At 33.5% G+C, this 19939-nt stretch carries 15 protein-coding genes; 11 read left to right on the forward strand and 4 right to left on the reverse strand.

Annotated features, from left to right (window positions below; translation table 11 throughout):
- The first annotated feature begins 2 nt into the window (after positions 1-2).
- Positions 3-3038, forward strand: a complete 3036-nt coding sequence (locus tag H4O20_RS02725) for an AAA family ATPase (protein WP_185098205.1) — start codon at positions 3-5, stop codon at positions 3036-3038.
- A gap of 125 nt (positions 3039-3163) precedes the next feature.
- On the opposite strand, the gene H4O20_RS02730 is transcribed toward H4O20_RS02725, so the two are convergent.
- The 3 genes from H4O20_RS02730 to H4O20_RS02740 all read right to left on the reverse strand — a co-directional run bounded on the left by H4O20_RS02730 (position 3164) and on the right by H4O20_RS02740 (position 7525).
- Positions 3164-4894, reverse strand: coding sequence for a serine/threonine-protein kinase (locus H4O20_RS02730; RefSeq protein WP_139854748.1), 1731 nt, complete (start codon positions 4892-4894; stop codon positions 3164-3166).
- Positions 4891-5751: a PP2C family serine/threonine-protein phosphatase gene (locus H4O20_RS02735; RefSeq protein ID WP_185098206.1), complete on the reverse strand. Its 861-nt coding sequence runs from the start codon at positions 5749-5751 to the stop codon at positions 4891-4893. Before H4O20_RS02735 ends, H4O20_RS02730 begins: the two co-directional genes overlap by 4 nt.
- A gap of 100 nt (positions 5752-5851) precedes the next feature.
- Entirely contained in the window at positions 5852-7525 is a 1674-nt protein-coding gene (locus H4O20_RS02740; protein ID WP_185098207.1) for a trypsin-like peptidase domain-containing protein, read from the reverse strand.
- Between the two features lie 516 nt (positions 7526-8041).
- Between H4O20_RS02740 and H4O20_RS02745 the strand changes: the two genes are divergently transcribed.
- Both H4O20_RS02745 and H4O20_RS02750 read left to right on the forward strand, forming a co-directional pair.
- Entirely contained in the window at positions 8042-8416 is a 375-nt protein-coding gene (locus H4O20_RS02745) for a hypothetical protein (RefSeq protein WP_185098208.1), read from the forward strand.
- 182 nt (positions 8417-8598) lie between these two features.
- Positions 8599-9219 carry a class I SAM-dependent methyltransferase gene (locus H4O20_RS02750; protein ID WP_139854744.1) on the forward strand — a complete coding sequence of 207 codons (621 nt, stop codon included), beginning with the start codon at positions 8599-8601 and terminating at the stop codon, positions 9217-9219.
- 53 nt (positions 9220-9272) lie between these two features.
- Here H4O20_RS02750 and H4O20_RS02755 read toward each other — a convergent pair whose 3' ends face one another.
- Positions 9273-9794 (reverse strand): DUF421 domain-containing protein, encoded by a 522-nt coding sequence (locus tag H4O20_RS02755; protein WP_139854743.1) that lies wholly within the window; start codon positions 9792-9794, stop codon positions 9273-9275.
- A 191-nt stretch (positions 9795-9985) separates the two neighbouring features.
- On the opposite strand from H4O20_RS02755, the gene H4O20_RS02760 reads away from it, so the two are divergent.
- The 8 genes from H4O20_RS02760 (at position 9986) to H4O20_RS02795 (ending at position 19735) form a co-directional block, all read left to right on the forward strand.
- Positions 9986-10489 (forward strand): DUF1648 domain-containing protein, encoded by a 504-nt coding sequence (locus H4O20_RS02760; RefSeq protein WP_139854742.1) that lies wholly within the window; start codon positions 9986-9988, stop codon positions 10487-10489.
- Positions 10490-10791: 302 nt separating this feature from the next.
- Entirely contained in the window at positions 10792-11328 is a 537-nt protein-coding gene (locus H4O20_RS02765) for a hypothetical protein (protein WP_185098209.1), read from the forward strand.
- A gap of 165 nt (positions 11329-11493) precedes the next feature.
- A complete protein-coding gene (locus H4O20_RS02770) occupies positions 11494-13491 on the forward strand; it encodes a heavy metal translocating P-type ATPase (RefSeq protein ID WP_185098210.1) in 1998 nt (665 codons plus the stop codon).
- 276 nt (positions 13492-13767) lie between these two features.
- Positions 13768-14928, forward strand: coding sequence for an alanine--glyoxylate aminotransferase family protein (locus H4O20_RS02775; protein ID WP_185098211.1), 1161 nt, complete (start codon positions 13768-13770; stop codon positions 14926-14928).
- A 169-nt stretch (positions 14929-15097) separates the two neighbouring features.
- Entirely contained in the window at positions 15098-15805 is a 708-nt protein-coding gene (locus tag H4O20_RS02780; RefSeq protein ID WP_185098212.1) for a DsbA family protein, read from the forward strand.
- A gap of 394 nt (positions 15806-16199) precedes the next feature.
- Entirely contained in the window at positions 16200-17810 is a 1611-nt protein-coding gene (locus H4O20_RS02785) for a GMC oxidoreductase (protein WP_185098213.1), read from the forward strand.
- A gap of 254 nt (positions 17811-18064) precedes the next feature.
- Positions 18065-19270 carry a tyrosine--tRNA ligase gene (tyrS, locus tag H4O20_RS02790; protein WP_185098214.1) on the forward strand — a complete coding sequence of 402 codons (1206 nt, stop codon included), beginning with the start codon at positions 18065-18067 and terminating at the stop codon, positions 19268-19270.
- Positions 19271-19378: 108 nt separating this feature from the next.
- Positions 19379-19735, forward strand: a complete 357-nt coding sequence (locus H4O20_RS02795) for a hypothetical protein (protein WP_185098215.1) — start codon at positions 19379-19381, stop codon at positions 19733-19735.
- The last annotated feature ends 204 nt before the right edge of the window (positions 19736-19939 follow it).

Here is a 19939-nt window from a genome sequence, read left to right on the forward strand (position 1 = left end):
CTATGAAAATTCTAAAAATACGATTTGAAAATATACATTCCCTCAAAGGGGAGCACGAAATTAACTTTGGGGAGGGGATATTAGCAGACGCTGGACTTTTTGCTATTACCGGACCTACAGGGTCTGGAAAATCAACATTATTAGATGTAATAACTTTGGCCCTTTATAATCGAATTGCTCGTGTTGATAAAAATGTGAGTAATTCAATTTTGGAAGACGATGGGGGGATTATGACTCGAAATATGAAGAGTTGCTATGCAGAAGTTGAATATCGAGTAAATGGGAAGGAATATCGCAGCCATTGGTCTATAGAACGCAATAGAAACAATAATTTAAATGCCCGAAAACAGGAATTGGTAGAGGTTGCTACTGGACATATTCTAGAATCTGGCACTAAAACCCCTGAAAAAAACAATGTTATTATAGGTTTAAGCTACGAGCAGTTTGTTAAAGCTATGGTATTATCGCAAGGGGAGTTTAGTAAATTGCTTCAAGCGCCGCGCAATGAGCGAAACAAGTTGTTGGAAGATATAACTGGAGCTAAATCCTATCGTGAAATTGGAAAAGCTGTTTATTTCCGGTATAAGTCAGTTGAAAAAAAGATTGAACTTAAAAAAGCTGGCCTTGAAGGAATTGAATTATTAAGTCTCGAAGTTATTGCAGAGAAGAAAAATGAATTAAAAACATTAATTAAAACTAAACCCGCAATTGAGAAGGCTTACCAAGATGCAGCCGAAAAAATAAAAACTAGGCAAGAACTTCAAAATACACAAAAAGAACAAAAACAACTTGAAGTCGATAAAGCCGAACTTAAAAAGGATGTTGAAATTTTTAAGCCTTTTAAAGTTGAATTAGAGAATCACGAGAAACTATCTAAATACGCAGTTAATTTAAGAGAGTTTGATTTAATCGTTAAAGAAGAAAATCAGCTTAAAGAATATACAAAAGGACTACGGGAATCTAAGGAAGAAGCCGAGTCGTTACAGAAAACTTATTTGCATAAAGTATCAGAATTGATTTTTGAAGCGGTTGATGTAGAAAATGCTAATAGTAAACTGGAAGCATTCCGAGGAAAAATTGCTGCCTTACAAAATGAAGAAGAAAAGAAAAATGGAGAAGCCAATCTCTATAAAAGTCAGCTGAATAACTACGTTCGTAATATAAAACAATTAGGCTTTTCACTTTCGAATGCAGATAATCCTGAGCAGTTTAAGTCACAGTTTACTGCTTTTGAGAAATCTATAAATGAAAGCATTGATAATTCAGGAGTTGGAAGTATAGAAGAGTTAAATAATACCTTAGAATCTGCTCGACAAAATCACGAGAAAGCTGGAGAATTCCTCACTAAAAAAGAACAGTTACTAAAAGTTCAAACTAATATCAAAGGTCAGAATGACAAACTTAAATCGATAAAGGAAAAACTAGAGCATGATAACAATGCTATAACTTCTCAAGAAAAAGATGTAATTGATTTAAAAAAGGATGTTGAAATTTTAGAGAAAAAATTAGAGCAACAGCGCAAACATCAAAGTTTAGAGGAATACCGTCAACAATTGAACCCAGAGGAGCCTTGTCCACTTTGTGGCTCCATACACCACCCATACGCGTCTGAGGAGCCGTACTTTGACGCCAAGGAAGAGCTACTAAAGCAAAAGAAGGATTCACTTAAAACCAAATCTGATTTATTAATTGCTTTAAACGAAAAGAATAAATATCATTTAAAGGAAATCACGAATATTACCAATGATATAGAAGTTCTAAAGAAGGAAGAAGCAACTAATTTGAAAGTGCTTTCAAATCTAGCAGATCGTTTGGACTGGAGTTATAAGGACGACCTTAAAATTCTTAAAAGCAAACGAATGGGATTAGCTAAAACCATTAAGCAAATGGAGGCATCGAAAAATGCTTTTCAGGCAGCTGAAGTTTTAAAGGATATTGGAACGAGTCTTAATCAATGGGAAACTGCTTTAAAACAATATTTAAATCTAAATAAAGAGCGAAGTTCACTCTATAAAGGGCAGGATATCAATAAAGAATCCAATACTTTATCAACTCAACTCACACAAGCTGTTTCCAACATCTTGGCAATTGCTAAACAGCTTCAGGAAAATAATGACAAAATAAAAAACACAACTTCAGAGAAATCTAAGAGGGAAGCAGATTTAAAACAAATACTTGTAAAGGAAGGCTTAGAAAATATCGAAGTATTGCGAAAATCAATTATACAAGAAGATCGAGCTAATAAGATTAGAAAACGAGAAAATGAGCTTAAAGAACGCCACACAAGTATTTCTGTAAAAGAAAATGAGTTGGTAAAAAGGATAAAAGAATTGACTGATAAAGATGATACTAAGCTTTCAATCGAAGCTTTAACTTCCTTGTTTGAAGAGTCTAAAAATCATTGGGATACACTTTCTATTAGTATTGGGAAGTTAACCCAAAGCTTGGAAGACGATGAAAATAACAAGAAGCGTCAACAAAAAGTAATTGACGAATTAAACTTTTTAAAGAAAGATTTGGCTCTTTGGAAATCTATGAACGATTTAATTGGGGATGCAACTGGAAACAAGTTTTCAAACTTTGTTCAGGATCTCACTTTAGAGCAGCTTATAGGTTTTGCCAACAAGCGTCTTTCAGATTTTAGTGATCGTTATTTACTAGATATCCCAACACCTGAAGAAGCAGAAAAAAGTGATACGCTTAAGGTTTTTGATAAGTATATGGGGAACGCTCGTCGTTCTGTTCGCACTTTATCAGGAGGAGAAACATTTTTAGTGAGCTTGGCAATGGCCTTTGCTTTGTCTGATATAGCTGCTAGAAACGTAAAAATTGAATCCTTGTTTATAGACGAAGGTTTTGGAACTTTAGATCCTGAAACCTTAGATCAAGCCATTACGATTCTTGAGAAAATGCAAAATGAAGGCGATAAGTCGGTTGGAGTGATTTCACACGTAAGTGCCTTAAAAGAAAGGATAACAACCCAGATTAAATTGGAGAAGGGGAGTTTGGGGTATTCCATTTTAGAGGTGGTGCAGTAATAGTAACAAACACACTTTTTAAAGAAGGAGCTTAAGAAACAAACAAAGCACAAATGTTTTAAACACCAATAATATGCATTGGAATTGGTAACGACATAGACATAAAGATTGTGCTTTTAATTTATCTATTGCACTCTGCCACCTCTTAATTTTGCTTCAAATATTTCACCAGTTTTATATTTCACAGGAATCCCAGGGGTATCGGCATATAAACGATAGCGTCTAGATTTTAATTTAACTTTACTACCATCAACGGCTTCTACATATTGAATTACAAAACCAATTAAAGCTTTTTTTCTACTATGTGTCGATTCAACAACATCGACAATCTTTCCTGTAACTTCGGCTCCTTTTTTAATAATTACTCTATTTTCGGCAACAACATCTTCATTGCAAATAAGTCGGATTTGTTTTCCATCTCGCTCTTTTTCTTCCGAACTTAAATCTTCTTTTAAGGTAATACTAATAATTTTTCCTGCAGGAACATCAACGGGAGTGTTTGGAATTACTGGTTTTTCAACCTTGCTTTCTTTCTTCTCTGTTTTTTCAGGAATAGTTGATGGTTTTGGTTCACTCTTTTTTTTTGGCGGATTTGATGGTTTACGATTCGTTGGTTGGCTGATATCTTTTTTTATTTCTTCTTTAGCTTCAGGAATTACTTCTGTATTTTTAATAATACGCTTGTACATATCATTTGGTGTTTCTTCAAATTCGCTAGAAGCTTGGTTTAATACCACTTCTTGAGGGCTTTCCTCAGGTTCTGTCCAGGTTACTTCAGACGCCTCAGGAGTTTCTTCTGCAATTATTTCCTTATCTGTTCCACCACCCCAAATCAATAAAATTGCACAAAATAAAACAGAGACTCCCAGTAATAATAATGACTTGTTTACTTTGGTTGCCTTTGGCACCTTAAACCTTCCTGAGATAGATTTTGCACGAGCTAAAATATTATTTACAGATATTATTTCACTTCCTTTTTGAGGTTCAGTAAAAACCTGAGATGCTTGTAGCACTTCGGTAAGTGTAGATTGATCTAAAAGAGAGGAACCAAGATTTTTTTCAATGGCAATTTTCATTTCCAATGCCGATTTGTATCTCTTATTAGGATTGCGTTGAAGGGCTTTAAAAATGATCTTTTCAAAGGAGACAGGGACTGTAGGATTATATTGTATTATGGATTCAGCTTGTTTTTCTAACTTATCTTTCATCAATCGATAATCGGTGTCACTTTGGAACGGTGTACTACCGCTTAACATTTCGTATAAAATATTACCAACAGCATAAACGTCAATACGTTCATCTCCCTCGTGGCCTTGAATTTGTTCTGGAGCCATATACTCTAAGGTTCCTACAGACTTACCGTGACTGGTAATTCGTTGGGCATTACGGATTCTGGCAATTCCAAAATCCATGATTTTAACTTCTCCATCTTCATTAATCATCACATTAGCAGGTTTTATATCTCGGTGAATAATTCCCTTGCGATGTGCGTGTTCTAAACCATCAAGAATTTGCACCGCAATACTAGCTGCGAGTTGATGTGTGATTTTTTGATGAATTTTTAACCAATCTTCCAGGGTCTTTCCCTCAACATATTCCATAATCATCCAATAGGTATCTTCCTTTGGAATAAATGAATAGAGGTGAGTAATATTAGGGTGATTTAGTTTTGCTAACGCTAGTGCTTCGGCTTGAAATCGTTCACCTAAACTTTCGTCCTCTGAACCCCCATCGCGATGAAGCTGCTTAATGGCAACTAATCTTTGAATCATAGTATCTCTTGCGAGATAAACAACACCCATTCCGCCTTCACCAAGCTTTTGAATAACCTCATATTGACTACCTAGTATGCTCATAAAATTACATTTTGTTCTTTAGTTTTTGAAGGATTGGTTCGATTTATAGAAGTGATCTCTATGAGCAATGCGGAAAAATTATCTGATACATTTCTAGTTATGGCAGTACAACTTAAACACTCCAAAACAAACTCTGCTTGGCTCATTGAAAGCAAATCTTTTATGTCACCATCACTAAATACATCTGTTACTCCATCAGAGCACATAAAAATCCGGTCACCTTCCAATACTTTCCAGCCATTGGATGAAATTTGAGGTTGTATATTTGTTGTAGTTCCTAAGGCCTGCAATAGCACATTTTTCATTGGATGATTATCCCGTTCTTGCAATGTAATATCACCATCTTCAAACATCTGGTTAACTAGTGTATGGTCTTTACTTAATTGTGTTAAGCTTCCATTACGTAAAAGATAAATACGACTATCACCAATATGGCCGATATAACAAACATTACGCTGTATTATCACTGAAGTTGCAGTAGTACCCATTCCTTGTTGTTCTGGATTCCCTTCGCCAGTTTCAACTATTTCTTTATGTGCATTTTTAAATGCTTTTTGCAACAATTTTTCTGGAGTATATTTTTCCCAATATTTTAAACAATATTCGAGCAATATATCACACGCCATCTTGCTAGCAACTTCACCTGCATTATGTCCGCCCATACCATCTGCTACTACAGCAATTAGATTTTTTTGGTTGTTTTCGGGATAAGAATATGCAATGGAGTCTTCGTTGTGGTCACGTACAGGACCAGTTTCTGAAACAGTATAGACATTGCAAAAACTTCCACTATTTCTAATGTTTTTTACAGTGGAATTAGCAACCTTATTTTTATTATTTGAAAAGAAAAACCTCATAATTATTTTTGTTAATTGCCAGTTACTTGCTATCACCATATTAAAATAGAATTAGTGGAAAGGTGAAAGTAAGTACCTAATGTTTGTCGTTTTAAAGAAGTTATTTAATAACCTGCTGACGGCCCATTAATTCCATTACATACTTAATCGGAACTGAAAAACTAATAGCATTTCCTCTTCCATCTGTCGTTCCGGCGCTATATACACCTACTACACGTCCTTTATCATCAAACATAGGTCCACCGCTATTTCCTCCTCCTGTAGAGTTGATAGTAAGCTGGTAATAGTCACCTAAGGAAGACCGATAATCATCAATTTTTTCATTTCTTTCACTTCCACGAACCATTCTTCCTACATTTCCTGTACTAATAGTGGGAACTGGTACCGTTGAAATATTTGGATTGGAATTAAAATAATCTTGTGAGCGCTTAAGCACTAATTGGTTAGGTGCAAGCCCTGGATATCCCATAACAATGGCAGGATCACCGGGTTGAATTTCATTATAATTATCATAAAGTTCTACTTTAGGTAAAGATTCAGGTAAATCAATTTTAATCATAGCGATGTCGTGAGTAGAGGAAATTCGGACAATCTGTGCTGGTGTTCTTTGTGAATTATTGGCAAATGTTACATCTAAATAAGTATTTATCCCAGTGTATTTTCTATCATTCCCAGGAACCCAGCTACCTACCATTTCTCTTGTTACTTGTTTCTCCCAAGAAGGTGCGAATTGTCCGTTTTTATCTGTCTCCATTAGTACTCCCGGGAAAGCGTATTCTTGAAATTGAAACCTTGTAAGCCAACTAGTAGCTACGTGTCGATTTGTTGCAATAAACCCGCGTTCGTCTATAACAAAGCCACTGCCCATACCTGAACTCGCAATAATGTCAAGTTCTATGCCTTGAGTATTGCCAAATCCTTTTAAATAGTCACCTTTTGTAACTAATAAAGGCTCGATTTGTCCTTGTTGATTTTGAAAATATGCACCTCTGTGTCCAATAATTTGCTTATCCTTTATAACAGGATAATAAACGTGATACATTTCTTCACTAGATTCAGTATTCGTGAGTTTCCAAGCAAATTCTATATAAACTACTTTTTCATTATTTGCCTTGGCAATTTCGGTAGGAGTGAAGGTGGTTTTTGGTTCTCTAACGTGAACAATTTCCTTAACGCTCTGTTTTTGATATAATAAATATCCTCCAGTTGAAACTAACAATAAAATAGCAGTTAATGTGATTAGAAGGCCGGTCTTATTTTTCTTTTCAGATTCGCGAATCATATGCTGCATAGTATTTTTTCCAACACCATCTTTTTTCGGCTGTTTTTTATCTGAAGTAGCTTTTGGCAAATTAGTAGCAGTATGAACTTTGGTTTCTTTTGCTACGGTTGTGTCTATAACTCGAGTGCTTTTTATATGCAGTTTTGGACGAGGATCAAGGTCGAATTCAAATGATGGGCCTTCTTTTCCAAGCTTTATAATATCCCCAGCAAATAGTTCGGTCTTTTTTGTAATGAGAACTTCATTTACAAACGTCCCATTCTTACTCTGACTATCAGAAATGAAGAAACGTTCAGGGTTTTCACTGTCTTGAGATATATGGCAGTGATTTCGACTAATAGTATCTTCCTTAACAGGATCAAAACTTACATCGTTATCTAATCCTCGTCCTATTTTAACTTCTAGGTTTTTGGAAATAGTGAAGCTTTCTACTTGTCCTTTCTTAGAGCCTGCAATGTGACGTATTAAAAGAAAATTGGCTTGATTATTCATAGTGATTGAATTTATTGGTTAAAAATTGGTTCAAACTGAAAATGGTATTCAACAATTATCCATTACAACCAACTATCGAAAAACTATAAAAAGGTCATCATTTATAAAGTCTAAATTGTTTTGGAAAGTATTTTCACTCCAAAAATTTTAATTTTTGAGAACCAAAAAAGATGTATAAAAATCAAAATGGAAGTTCAATTTCGAAACGAATTTATCCGTTGTAAAATTTGTATGAACAAGTCAGATTAGGTAAATTCAACTTTTAAATAAAATTGAATTTATAAGTAATATTCAAGGTAAATATCTGATAAACAGTAATTTTTAGGCTAAAAGTTTATAAAAAAACAAAATAATTTCAATATATTTGAAATAAGCAAATTGCTTTTTCTCCTTTCCTAGTGCAAAATTCCTCAATAAGTTAGTGCCCATATTATATAAAATTAATTCGCTGTGATGCTACAATTTTGTTTGTAGTACTCACGTGATTAATAATATTAATCCAATAAATGAATAGCCATGAAAATCAACAAAAAGAATATTCCTGTAACAATGGAAGGACCAGGTACTGTAATGAGAACAATAGAAAACTTAGGAGGAATGTCCGTTTGTTTTAACGAGTTACCTAAAGGAACGGATTTTACACCTTTACTTAATGGTTTGGATAATAACAGCTGTCATTGTCCGCATTGGGGTTATGTGTTAAGTGGTAATTTACTCGTAAAATACGACAATGGAAAGGAGGAAATTCTTTCGGAGGGTGATGTTTATTATTTACCAAATGGACATACTGCAATTGTTCAAGAAGATTTAAAGGTAATTGAATTTAGTCCTTCAATAGAATTTGGGGAAGTAATGACCCACGTTGGAAAGAAAATGACTGAATTAAGTTAAGAGGTTTGATGACTTATTTATAAAATACTTGAAGATATCGGTCACATTAAACTTAAGGTATGCTTCAGATTGCTATGTGTCTAATTTCTTTCTATATGGTGTGAAAATAATTGTGTAAATTGTTGAATTTCGAATTTATCCGTTGAATCTCGCAAGATTTAGTTAATTATAAAATTTGCTAAATGGAATGTACACTTTGCAATACGACACTACACAATAAGGTAGATGAATTTTATTTTATTTGTGATTGTTGTGGCGCCTATGTTAAGCATAAAAAGTATTATTTAAATAGTGAAGAAGAGAAGGAGCGTTATAAAGAACACAACAACGATATAGATAATCCTGGTTACCAAAAATTTACTTCGCCAATTACAACTGCTATTTTAGAAAATCAAAGTCCAGAGGAACTTGGTTTGGACTACGGCTGCGGAACAGGCCCTGTAATCTCAAAACAACTTATGGATAATGGGTATCAGGTAATTCTTCATGACCCGTACTTTAATCTTAATGAAGATTTCGTCAATTATAGTTATGACTACATTTTTAGTTGTGAAGTTTTCGAACATTTTTACAATCCTAAGCAAGAAATTGAAATGCTTTTAAAAATATTAAAGCCAGAAGGACGACTTTATATAATGACACATTTGTATACCATAGATATAGACTTCGCTAATTGGTATTACCGAAATGATCCCACACACGTGTTTATATATACTTCTAAAACCATTGAATATATAACCGATAAATACAATTTGGTTACTGAAAAACTAACAGCTAGAGTCATTATAGTTTCAAAAAAATAAATTAAGATTCATATTAATCGGTTGTATTTTCAAACAAAAATTTATCGTGAAATTTATTTCATCACATCTTTTAAAAGCCAAGACTCAACTTCTTGTGATTCTTTATCGGTATGTAACACAGCTATATCCCCTGTAGTTTCAAATATTACAGCTCGCACTTGAGATAATTCCAGCACATTTGCTTCGCGAAGTTTTGCTCGTAAATCTCCCTCTGTTACTCTAGCCTTTGCTAAATTTTTATGAAGTATATTAGAACCATCCATTAGCAGTAAAGGAGTGTTGTCTATAGTATTGGCAAAAAACTCAAATCTCCGAAAATAAGCTGCCGTTAATTGTAATATATAAACTATCAATAGTCCTAAAACTCCTTCAGAAATAGAAATACTAGAAGTAAGAATTGTAGAAGCAATTAAAGAACCAATGGCTACCGTCATTGCAAAATCAAAACTTGACATTTTACTAAAACTCCGCTTTCCAAAAACTCTAGTATAAATGATAACAGCTACATAAACAGCTATGGCACTTATTACAATACTAATAACTTCGGAATTAGATATACTAAACAACTTTTCCATTTTATTTTTTTTAATTATTTAAAGCGATTTCTATAAAGTTAAATTTAATTTACTCCATAAAATGTTATTTTAGTAATAAATTAGTAAGAAGTTAAATAACAACTATAACTCTAGCTATTCTAATAAGCCTTACAAACACATATCAAATTCATGCAATCAAAGTTTTCTTTTTTTAAAATTGAATTATTTAAATGACGCGTCCAAAAATTAAAATCGAGAAAACTACAATTGATAAGTCTATTGAAGTTTTTACATTTCTGCTAATAATAGGGTCAGCAATTTTAATAGGATATTTTTACAATCAACTACCTGAAAAGATTCCTATTCACTTTAATTGGCCTTCAAAAGATGAAAATGGATTTGGAACAAAAAATTTGCTTTGGACGAGTCCAATAATTTGTGGTATAATCACTATCGCAGTATTTAAACTCAATCAATATCCTTGGATTTTTAATTATCCCACTGAAATTAATGATAAAAATGCTAGGTATAACTATAAGCAAGCAACACTAATGCTTCGAATAGTAGGATTATTGATAGCGCTTTTATGTTTTACAGTCACAGTATTGTCTCTATTAGACGGACTTGAAGTAGAAAATAACCTCAACAACTATCTCACACCTTTATTTCCAATATTATTAATTGCAACTCCAATTTTTTTCGCGATTAGGATATTAATTCTCAACAAGAAATAAAAAATTGATTTTATAGGTACTTCTAGGAAAGAATGGTTAAATAGTCAATTCATTCGAATTTCTCATCGAATAACTCGCAAATTATCGTAGGCAGTTTAACAATAAGATTGATTAATTTTTAAAGAGAAGGAGTATATCTTTTATCCCCATCCCTTTCATATTTAAAATCAATCTATTTAGTAGATTTCTAGATGCTTAAAATTTGATTATATATCAAAATGATGTAATTTGAACTAAGAGTAATTTCTAAGGGAAATAGATTACTAAAATCATTTTGATAACAATAAATAAAACTTCTATAAATGAAATATTTACTTTTAATTGGATTGAGTTTATCTTTATTAGCCTGTAATCAGCAAGCAGATAATACAAAAGAATTGGAAGAGCGCATAAACAATTTAGAAAGTAAACTTGCAGACGCTTATAAACCAGGTTTTGGAGATTTTATGGGTTCTATACAAACACATCACGCTAAATTGTGGTTTGCAGGACAAAATGAAAACTGGGATCTCGCCGATTTTGAAATCCACGAATTAGAAGAAGCTATTGAAGACATTCAGAAGTATCAAGCTGGTCGAAAAGAAAGTGAAATGATAGGAATGTTAAATGCACCTTTAGAAAACATTGAAAAAGCTATTGATGAAAAGGATTCAGAAGCTTTTAAAAGAAATTTTATCTCACTTACAAATACGTGTAATAAGTGCCATATAGCAGTGGGATTTGAATTTAATGTTGTAAAACTTCCTGAAACTTCTCCTTTCACTAATCAGGATTTTAGACCAATAAATTCTGAGGATAATTATTATCTCGAGGAACATACAACTTCAAAAACTAATTAAGAAACACAAAACTAATTTCTTTCTTAAGAGAAACAGCAATAGCTTGATAAAACTAAAGTTTTACCATTTAAAACCTTATAATCAACAGTCATTATACTTTTTTACAGCATAAGGAAATTTAAAAGGTATATTTAAGTTTATAAAAACGAGGAAATCAAAAGTAATATGAAAGATGCCAGTAAGGATTCACATCAGGAAAATAGTGAGCACGGTCATTCTAACCTCAATTTTTTAGGAGAAAACACCGAACTCTATTTCGCAATAATCAGTGGAGTATTTTGGGTTACAGGGGTTGTCTTATCATTTATCTCTAGCGTTTCTGAATCCATTGTAACTCCGATTTTTATTATCGGAGCTATATTCGGTGGTGTTTTTACCTTCTCTTCTGCCATTTTTGGTTTATCAAAAGGAAAATTTGAAATTGACTTTTTGATGCTTTTTGCAGCTATTGGTGCTGCTGCATTGGGAAAGTGGAGCGAGAGTGCCTTATTGCTATTCCTGTTTAGTTTAGGACACGCTCTTGAACATTACGCTATGAAAAGAGCGCGAAAGTCTATTTCTGCTCTTTCCGATTTAGCGCCTCCAACCGCACTTTTAAAACAAAATGGTGAACTGAAAGAAGTCCACATTGAAGAGCTTAAGATTGGAGACATAATTGTGGTAAAACCAAACTCAACTATCGCAGCTGATGGAGTAGTAGCAAAAGGAACCAGTGCAGTAAATCAGGCTTCAATTACAGGAGAAAGTATGCCAATTACCAAACTCCCAAGCGATAGCTGGAAAGATGACATCGAAATTAAAAACTTATTGCCTGAACATCGAGTTTTCGCAGGTACAATTAACGGCAGTGGAGCTCTAGAAATTAAAGTTCTTAAGGAGTCCAAAGACAGTACACTTTCGCGATTAATTTATTTGGTGAAAGAGGCCGAAACTCAAAAATCGCCTACACAACATCTTACAGATAATTTTGAAAAATACTATGTGCCTTCGGTATTAATTTTAGTTATTATTTTACTATTTGCTTTTGTTGTAATAGACGAAACTTTCGAGCAGAGTTTTTACAGAGCAATGTCAGTTTTAATTGCAGCTTCACCGTGTGCCTTGGCCATTTCAACGCCAAGCGCTGTATTGGCGGGAATTGCGAGAGCTGCTCGGCAAGGAGTATTGATTAAAGGGGGTCGCCCTCTTGAAGACTTAGGCGGAGTTAGTGCAATTGCATTTGATAAAACAGGAACCCTCACCGAAGGTAGGCCTAAACTAACACACGCTATTCCTTTTGGTAATATAAGTAGAGAACAGTTATTAAAAGTTTCTGTGGCTGTAGAAGCACTGAGTGATCATCCATTAGCGGCAGCTATAGTTGATGGAGGAAATAAAGAATTAGGAGATATTGATATTCCGAAAGCTGAAAATTTAAAAGCCTTAACCGCAAGAGGAATTCAAGCCGATTGGAATGGTGGTCTTGTTCATATTGGTAACCGCAGACTATTTGAAGAATTAACAGGAAATGCAGTACCTAAGGAAATAGATCAAAAAATGGCTGAACTTGAATTAGAAGGAAATACAGCTATGATTGTTCATCAAGGGAATGAGTACTTAGGTATTATTGCGGCCATGGACGTGGCCCGCCCTGAAGCGATTTCAACCTTAACCGCTTTAAAAGGAATAGGTATTAAGCGAATGGTTATGCTTACGGGCGATAATCAAAAAGTAGCTAATGCAGTTGCAAAAATTATAGGAATAACCGATCCGTTGGGGAGTTTACTTCCTGAAGATAAAGTAACTGCAATAGAAAAACTTAAAGAAGAAGAAAGTGGAGGTGTGGCTATGGTTGGAGATGGTGTGAATGACGCCCCTGCAATGGCAAAAAGTACAGTAGGAATTGCCATGGGAGCAGCAGGGTCTGATGTAGCTTTAGAAACCGCAGATATAGCACTAATGGCGGATAAATTAGATAATCTTCCTTTTGCAATTGGCTTAAGTAGAAAAGCAAAAAGCATCATTAAACAAAACTTAATAATCAGTTTGGGAATGGTGGTTATATTGGTTCCATTAACAATTATGGGAACCATAGCCATTGGACCAGCAGTTGTCTTCCACGAAGGATCAACTTTGGTAGTTGTATTAAATGCCTTGAGATTATTGCGGTATGAGTTGAAATAGGTTTTAAGAACCCTTGCTTACATTATTATTTGAAGAGGAAAAGAATATGTTTATTCTATTGATTTATACTAACGACATTCAATAGAATTTCTTTTGAACTTGCTGTGATTATTGGTTTATTTCTAATTTTCATTCTGAATCCAAAACCGTACATCGTAAATCAAGAAATTCTATGTTGTTTCCTTCAGGGTATATAAGGTTAATAATTACTTAATGGTATATCTCATCATGTAAATTATTTTATATTAATTACAGAAAAAAATTTAAACAAAGTATATGAATTCAAGGAAGTTATTAATGATTCCGGGGCCAATAGAGTTTGAAAATGAAGTTTTACAATCTATGGCTATTCCTACACTTAGTCATATTGACCCTGATTTTATAGCTGTATTTGCAAACAGTTTAAAGTTGTTAAAAGATGTTTGTCAGTGTCCTTCTGGACAAGGATTTATTGTAGCTGGAACAGGGACACTTGCTATGGATATGGCGGCAGCCAATTTAGTTGAAGCTGGCGATAAAGTGCTAGTAGTTTCTACAGGATACTTTGGGCTTCGATATGCTGAGATTTTAAAACGCTATGGAGCCGATGTAGATATTCTTGAATCCGAAGTGGGCCATATTGTCCCTATAGATGATATTGAGAAGCAACTAAAATCCAATAATTATAAAATTCTAGCATTTACTCACGTCGATACTTCCACTGCGGTATTAAACGATGCTAAAAGCATAGGAGCATTAGGAAAAAAATACAATGTATTGACAATTCTCGATGGAGTTTGCTCGGTAGCGGGTGAGGAAATTAAGCAAGAAGAATGGGGAATAGATGTTGTTGTAACCGCATCTCAAAAAGCAGTAGGAGTTCCTCCTGGACTTGCTCTTGTGGTAGCATCTCAAAATGCTATCAAAACTTTTGAAAATCGTAAAAGTCCAGTTTTAAACTATTATTCCGATTGGACAAACTGGTTACCCATAATGCAAGCTTACGAAAACAGGCAGGCCTCATATTTTGGGACGCCTCCGGTAAACCTTATCATTGCTTTAGAAAAAAGTTTGAAGTTAATTTTGAACGAGGGATTAGAAAATCGTTTTAATCGTCATAAACGAGCAGGAAAAGCTATGCGTGAAGCTATCAAAGCTTTAGGCTTGGAGTTATTGTCTAAGAATGATGAAACAGCAGCAAACACATTAACAGCTCCATTATATCCCAAGAATATGGATGCTAAAGCATTTTTACAAATAGTGGGTGATAATGGTATAGTATTAGCAGGAGGTCTATTGCCAGAGTTAAAAAACATTTACTTTAGAATTGGCCATATGGGCTCAGTAAACAAAGCAGATTTACTCGCAACTGTAGGTGCTATTGAAACTGCTTTAAAGCGAAATGGTTATAAACATGAATTAGGTATTGGTACTGCCCAGGTATTAAAGCACTTCTAATAATTGGCTATGCTTTTGGCAGATACTTTTGTAATGAAGTATTGGTTGAACCGACATATAGGCTTTTATTAGAACTTATTGCTTTATTGAAAGCTTTAGGCTAAGTTATTGCGAAGGAGTAAGAAAGAAATAAGTGAATTAAAATCTTAAATAAATTATGGAAAACAAAATGAAAATAGAAATTTGGAGTGATGTAATGTGTCCTTTTTGCTATATCGGGAAGAGAAATTTTGAAACAGCACTCGAACAATTCGAGCATAAAAATGAACTTGAGGTAGTTTGGAAAAGTTACCAATTAGACTCTAGAATTCCTGAGGAACCAAAAGATAGCTACCAAGACTATCTTGTTAAAAATAAAGGAATGAGCCAAGAGCAAGTAAAAGGAATGTTAGATAACGTTACCCTTTCCGCGAAAAAGGTTGGCTTAGAATACAATTTTGATAAAGCAGTAATGGTGAATTCATTAAACGCTCATAAGTTTATTCAATTTGCCAAAACTAAAGGTTTAGGAGATCAAGCAGAAGAAAAACTATTTCTTGCATTTTTCACAGAGGGTAAAAATATAGCTGATATTGAAACTTTAGTTCAAATAGGAAAGGAATTAGAGCTAGGTGAAGCAGACGTAAAAGCAGCTTTAAACGATGAGAAATATGCTTCTTTATTTAATCAAGACATTCAAGAAGCTAGACAGCTAGGAGTTCAAGGAGTTCCGTTTTTTGTTCTTGACAGAAAATATGGAGTTTCTGGAGCGCAGCCACCTCAGGCATTCTTAGAAAATTTGGAAGTTGCATTTGACGAATGGAGAAAACTTAATCCAGAAACAAAATTAGAAGTTACACAAGGTCAAAGCTGTAGCACGGATGGTACTTGTGATTAGACTGAAGTTTAGTTTTAGAAATTAAATCTATTTCACAAATAAGATAGTCTTCTAAATTACTTCATTTTCAATCAATAAAATTATTATAACCTAACAGGTTTCATTTCTTGACTATTGCAAAACAGTGAAGGTGAAAATTCTGTTAGGTTTTTTTATAACTAGTAAAGAAGTTGAGTGGTGGATTATGGGACATACCTTTTATTATTCTTCTTAATGATCAAAAACGTTTTCTTTAAAAGTCTATAATTTCCGTCCTCAAGAAATAATTAAGAATATTTTCAGAATTTTCTTATCTCTTAGCTTTTTTATCATTTGTATATTAGTCGCATATCAAGCGTTGGCAACCGCTCAGAAAACATGAAAATTAATACCACTAGAAATCGGTTGAATTATAATGAAGAGAAGAAATTTTGTAAAACTAACCTCAGGGTTAAGTATGGGGCTTATGGTTCCTAGTGTTTTAGCAAGTGAATTAATGACAACAAATACAAACGAATATATCGAAAACCTAGTGATTGGTTCAGGATATGGAGGAGCAGTAGCTGCGTTGCGCCTTACCCAAGCAGGGAAAAAGGTGGTGATGTTAGAAATGGGATTAAATTGGGAAAAAGAGGGAGGTAAATACAAGCCATTTTCAAACTTAATTACTCCCAAAAACAATTCTACTTGGCTTAGAAAATCCACTCAAGCCCCAATGTTGAACATTTCTAGATTTAATAAAAAATTTACCGGTGTTCTGGATCGTATGGATTTTGAAAATGTTAAGGTTTATGCTGGTCGAGGCGTAGGAGGAGGCTCATTGGTAAATGGAGGAATGGCCGTACAGCCTAAAAAAGAATATTTTAAAGAAATATTTCCAGATTTAGATGTCGAAGAATTTTGGAATACTTATTTCCCATTAGCACAAAAAGAATTAGATGTAAATCAAATTTCGGAAGAATATTACAATGAAACTCCCTATTATAAATTTGCGAGAGTAGGTGAAAGTGAAGCAAGGAAAGCTGGATTTAAGACTATACGAGTACCTAATGTTTACTCTTTCGATTATATGAAGAAAGAAGAAGCAGGAGAAGTACCAAAGTCTGCCCTTGCAAAAGAAGTGATTTACGGAAATAACCACGGGAAACAAAGTCTTGAAAAAACGTATTTAAAGAAAGCTCTAAATACTGGATTGCTGAGCATTCAAGATCTTCATCAGGTTGATTATTTTAAGCAAACGGAGAAAGGATATGTTGTATATGTAAATGTTCTTAATACCGAAGGCGAAGTGGTTGAAAAGAAAACTATAAACTGTAAAAAACTATTCCTAAACGCAGGAAGTCTTGGTACTACAAAACTATTATTAGCTTCAAAATACAAAGGCAAAATGAACAATTTTGACCCTAGTTTAGGAGAATATTGGGGGAATAATGGAAATGTGATGACTGGAAGAAATATGGTAAATACGCTCTTTAATAGAGTAGAAAATGAGGCTACCTATAGCAATTTTCGACCAGGAACGGGGGTTAAACAATCTACAATTCCAGTTTCGGGGATTGACAATTGGGAAGATGAAAAACATTCATTTTTTGCTGAAATTTCTCCTTTACCAATGGGAATGGAGGTATATACGGCTCTGTATTTAATAATTAACAAAGTGCCAACCCCAGGAAGTATTTCATATAATCCAGAGATTAATGACATCATAATTAATTGGGATAAGAAAAATTACAAGCATACTGTAAAAAACGCCAAGTATTTTATAAAAAAGATGAATAAAGCAAACGGTGGAACTCCTTCTGGTTTGTTATGGAAAGGTGGTTATGGTCCAGATATTTGTTATCATCCACTAGGTGGTGCTGTATTAGGTAAAACAACCGATCTATATGGTCGAGTTAAAGGGTATGAAAACTTGTATATAACCGATGGCGCCCTGGTCCCTGCAAGCATTGGAGTAAATCCTTTTCTAACTATTACTGCAGTTGCAGAATACTGTATGGATGAAATAATTAAAAGTGATTACTAATAATGTAAGTAGCATATAATTATTGGTCTAGCTAAATTTATTTGTTCATCATAATATTAAGACTTAATTTTGTAGTCGAAAATGAAAACTTTAAATAACATATTACGTCTGCCTTATTTCAGCACTTATTATTACCAAATAATATCTGCTCGGAATGGCTATATATATGTTTTAAATAAAATTTAAGAAGTTAAAAACACTATATTATAATCTAAAGCCCGAGCAAATGCTCGGGCTTTTTTATTTAAGAAAAAATGGAAACTATTGAAAGACTAAAACAAAATGTTGAAATTATTCTTCCAGAAAATGGATTGGAGGAAAAATTAAAACAAGCCGAAAAGGAAAATCGCAAGTTAATAATTAAGCTTGGTTTCGACCCAACTGCTCCAGATTTGCATTTGGGACACGCCGTGGTATTAAAAAAACTAAGAGAATTTCAAGATTTAGGACACCAAATTGTGATTTTGGTAGGAAGTTTTACCGCCCGTATTGGAGATCCAACGGGGAAAAATAAAAGTAGAATGCCACTGAGCGTTAATGAAGTGCAACACAATGCTGAAACTTACCTCAATCAGTTATCCAAAATTATGGACATTGAAAAAACTAAAATAGTTTTTAATTCAGAGTGGTTAGATAAGCTTGAGTTTACAGAAGTAATTCAGATACTATCTAAGGTTACCGTTGCTCAATTAATGCACAGAAATGATTTCAATAAGCGTTTTTCTGAAAATACTCCTATTGCAATGAACGAACTTGTTTACCCAATTCTACAAGGCTTCGATTCGGTGAAAATTAAAGCAGATATCGAAATGGGAGGAACAGACCAGCTTTTTAATTGTACTATGGGAAGGCAATTGCAGGAAACATTCCAAATGAGTCCTCAAACCGTAATGTGTATGCCTTTGTTAAGAGGACTAGACGGAAATGAGAAAATGAGTAAGTCTCTAAATAATATCATCGGGCTCACTGACTCTCCCAACGATATGTTTGGAAAAACGATGTCAATTTCAGACGATTTGATTAATGAGTTTTTAGAATTAGCCACAGACTTTTCTGTAGAAGAGATAGAATCTATTATGAAAAGCATGGAGGAAGGGGAGAACCCGATGAACATTAAAAAGTTGATTGCTAAAAATATTATTACACAATACCACAATGTAGTTGCAGCAGAAGAGGCAGAAGCTTTTTTTAGTAATCAATTTCAGAATAAAAATTTTCAAGAAAAGGTATTCGAACCTGTTGACTTAAATACATTTCAAACTGAAAATGGCACGATTAGTTTACTTGATTTATGTTCTGAATTAAATAGGGAGTTGAGTAAATCGAATATTAGAAGACTTATTAATAGTGGAGCTGTTCAAATTAATGAACAAAAAATGACTGATCTTTTTATGAGTGTTGACTTAAAAAGTGAAACCAAAATTAAAATGGGAAAGCGAAATTTTTACGAATTGAAATAGAGTGAGTAAGTAGAAGCGAAAAACACAATTATAATTTCAAATCCTAAATTCTAATAAGTTTATCTTTATAAAATAAATAATCACAACAATTCATATACATAACCAACAATGGAACAAACCGAATTTTTAGAAAAAAATATATTTACAGATTTCAAAAATATGAATGAAGGAGATGATAAAGATACTATTCATCGTTTTTCTGAATCAGATTTCGAAGTTATTCTTCAGCGTCTAGAACATTTTGGAATTGGAGTTTATAGCATACATACTTGGCTAAATAACGAAGAATTTGAGAATGTAGCACACGACGATTTTAAAAAGAAAGCTACAGATCCAAAATGGTATAAAAAAGCATTTTTAACTTTTAAATCCCGTCAAGAAGGGCTTACCTATGCCGCAACATATAAGGTTTCCAATAAACTTTTGGCTAAATATACTGAATCTGACGATGAGCAAGTAGAATAAATTAAATACTTAAAATAGGAAATTGAAAATTTTAGGAAGCGAAATAATTTTTATAAAATTTCTAATTTTTTTATAAGAATATTTTAGATCGAGAAGAGGTTAGAATGTTGAAAAAATAATTTGATAGTATAGGGAGAAGATTTTTTTTTTAGGATAATTGAAATTAATTATTATATTTGGCATTAAGCTTAGGCTTTTATCTCC

It is taken from the genome of Aequorivita sp. 609 (assembly GCF_014212065.1).
In the GTDB taxonomy this organism is placed as follows: Bacteria; Bacteroidota; Bacteroidia; order Flavobacteriales; family Flavobacteriaceae; genus Aequorivita; species Aequorivita sinensis.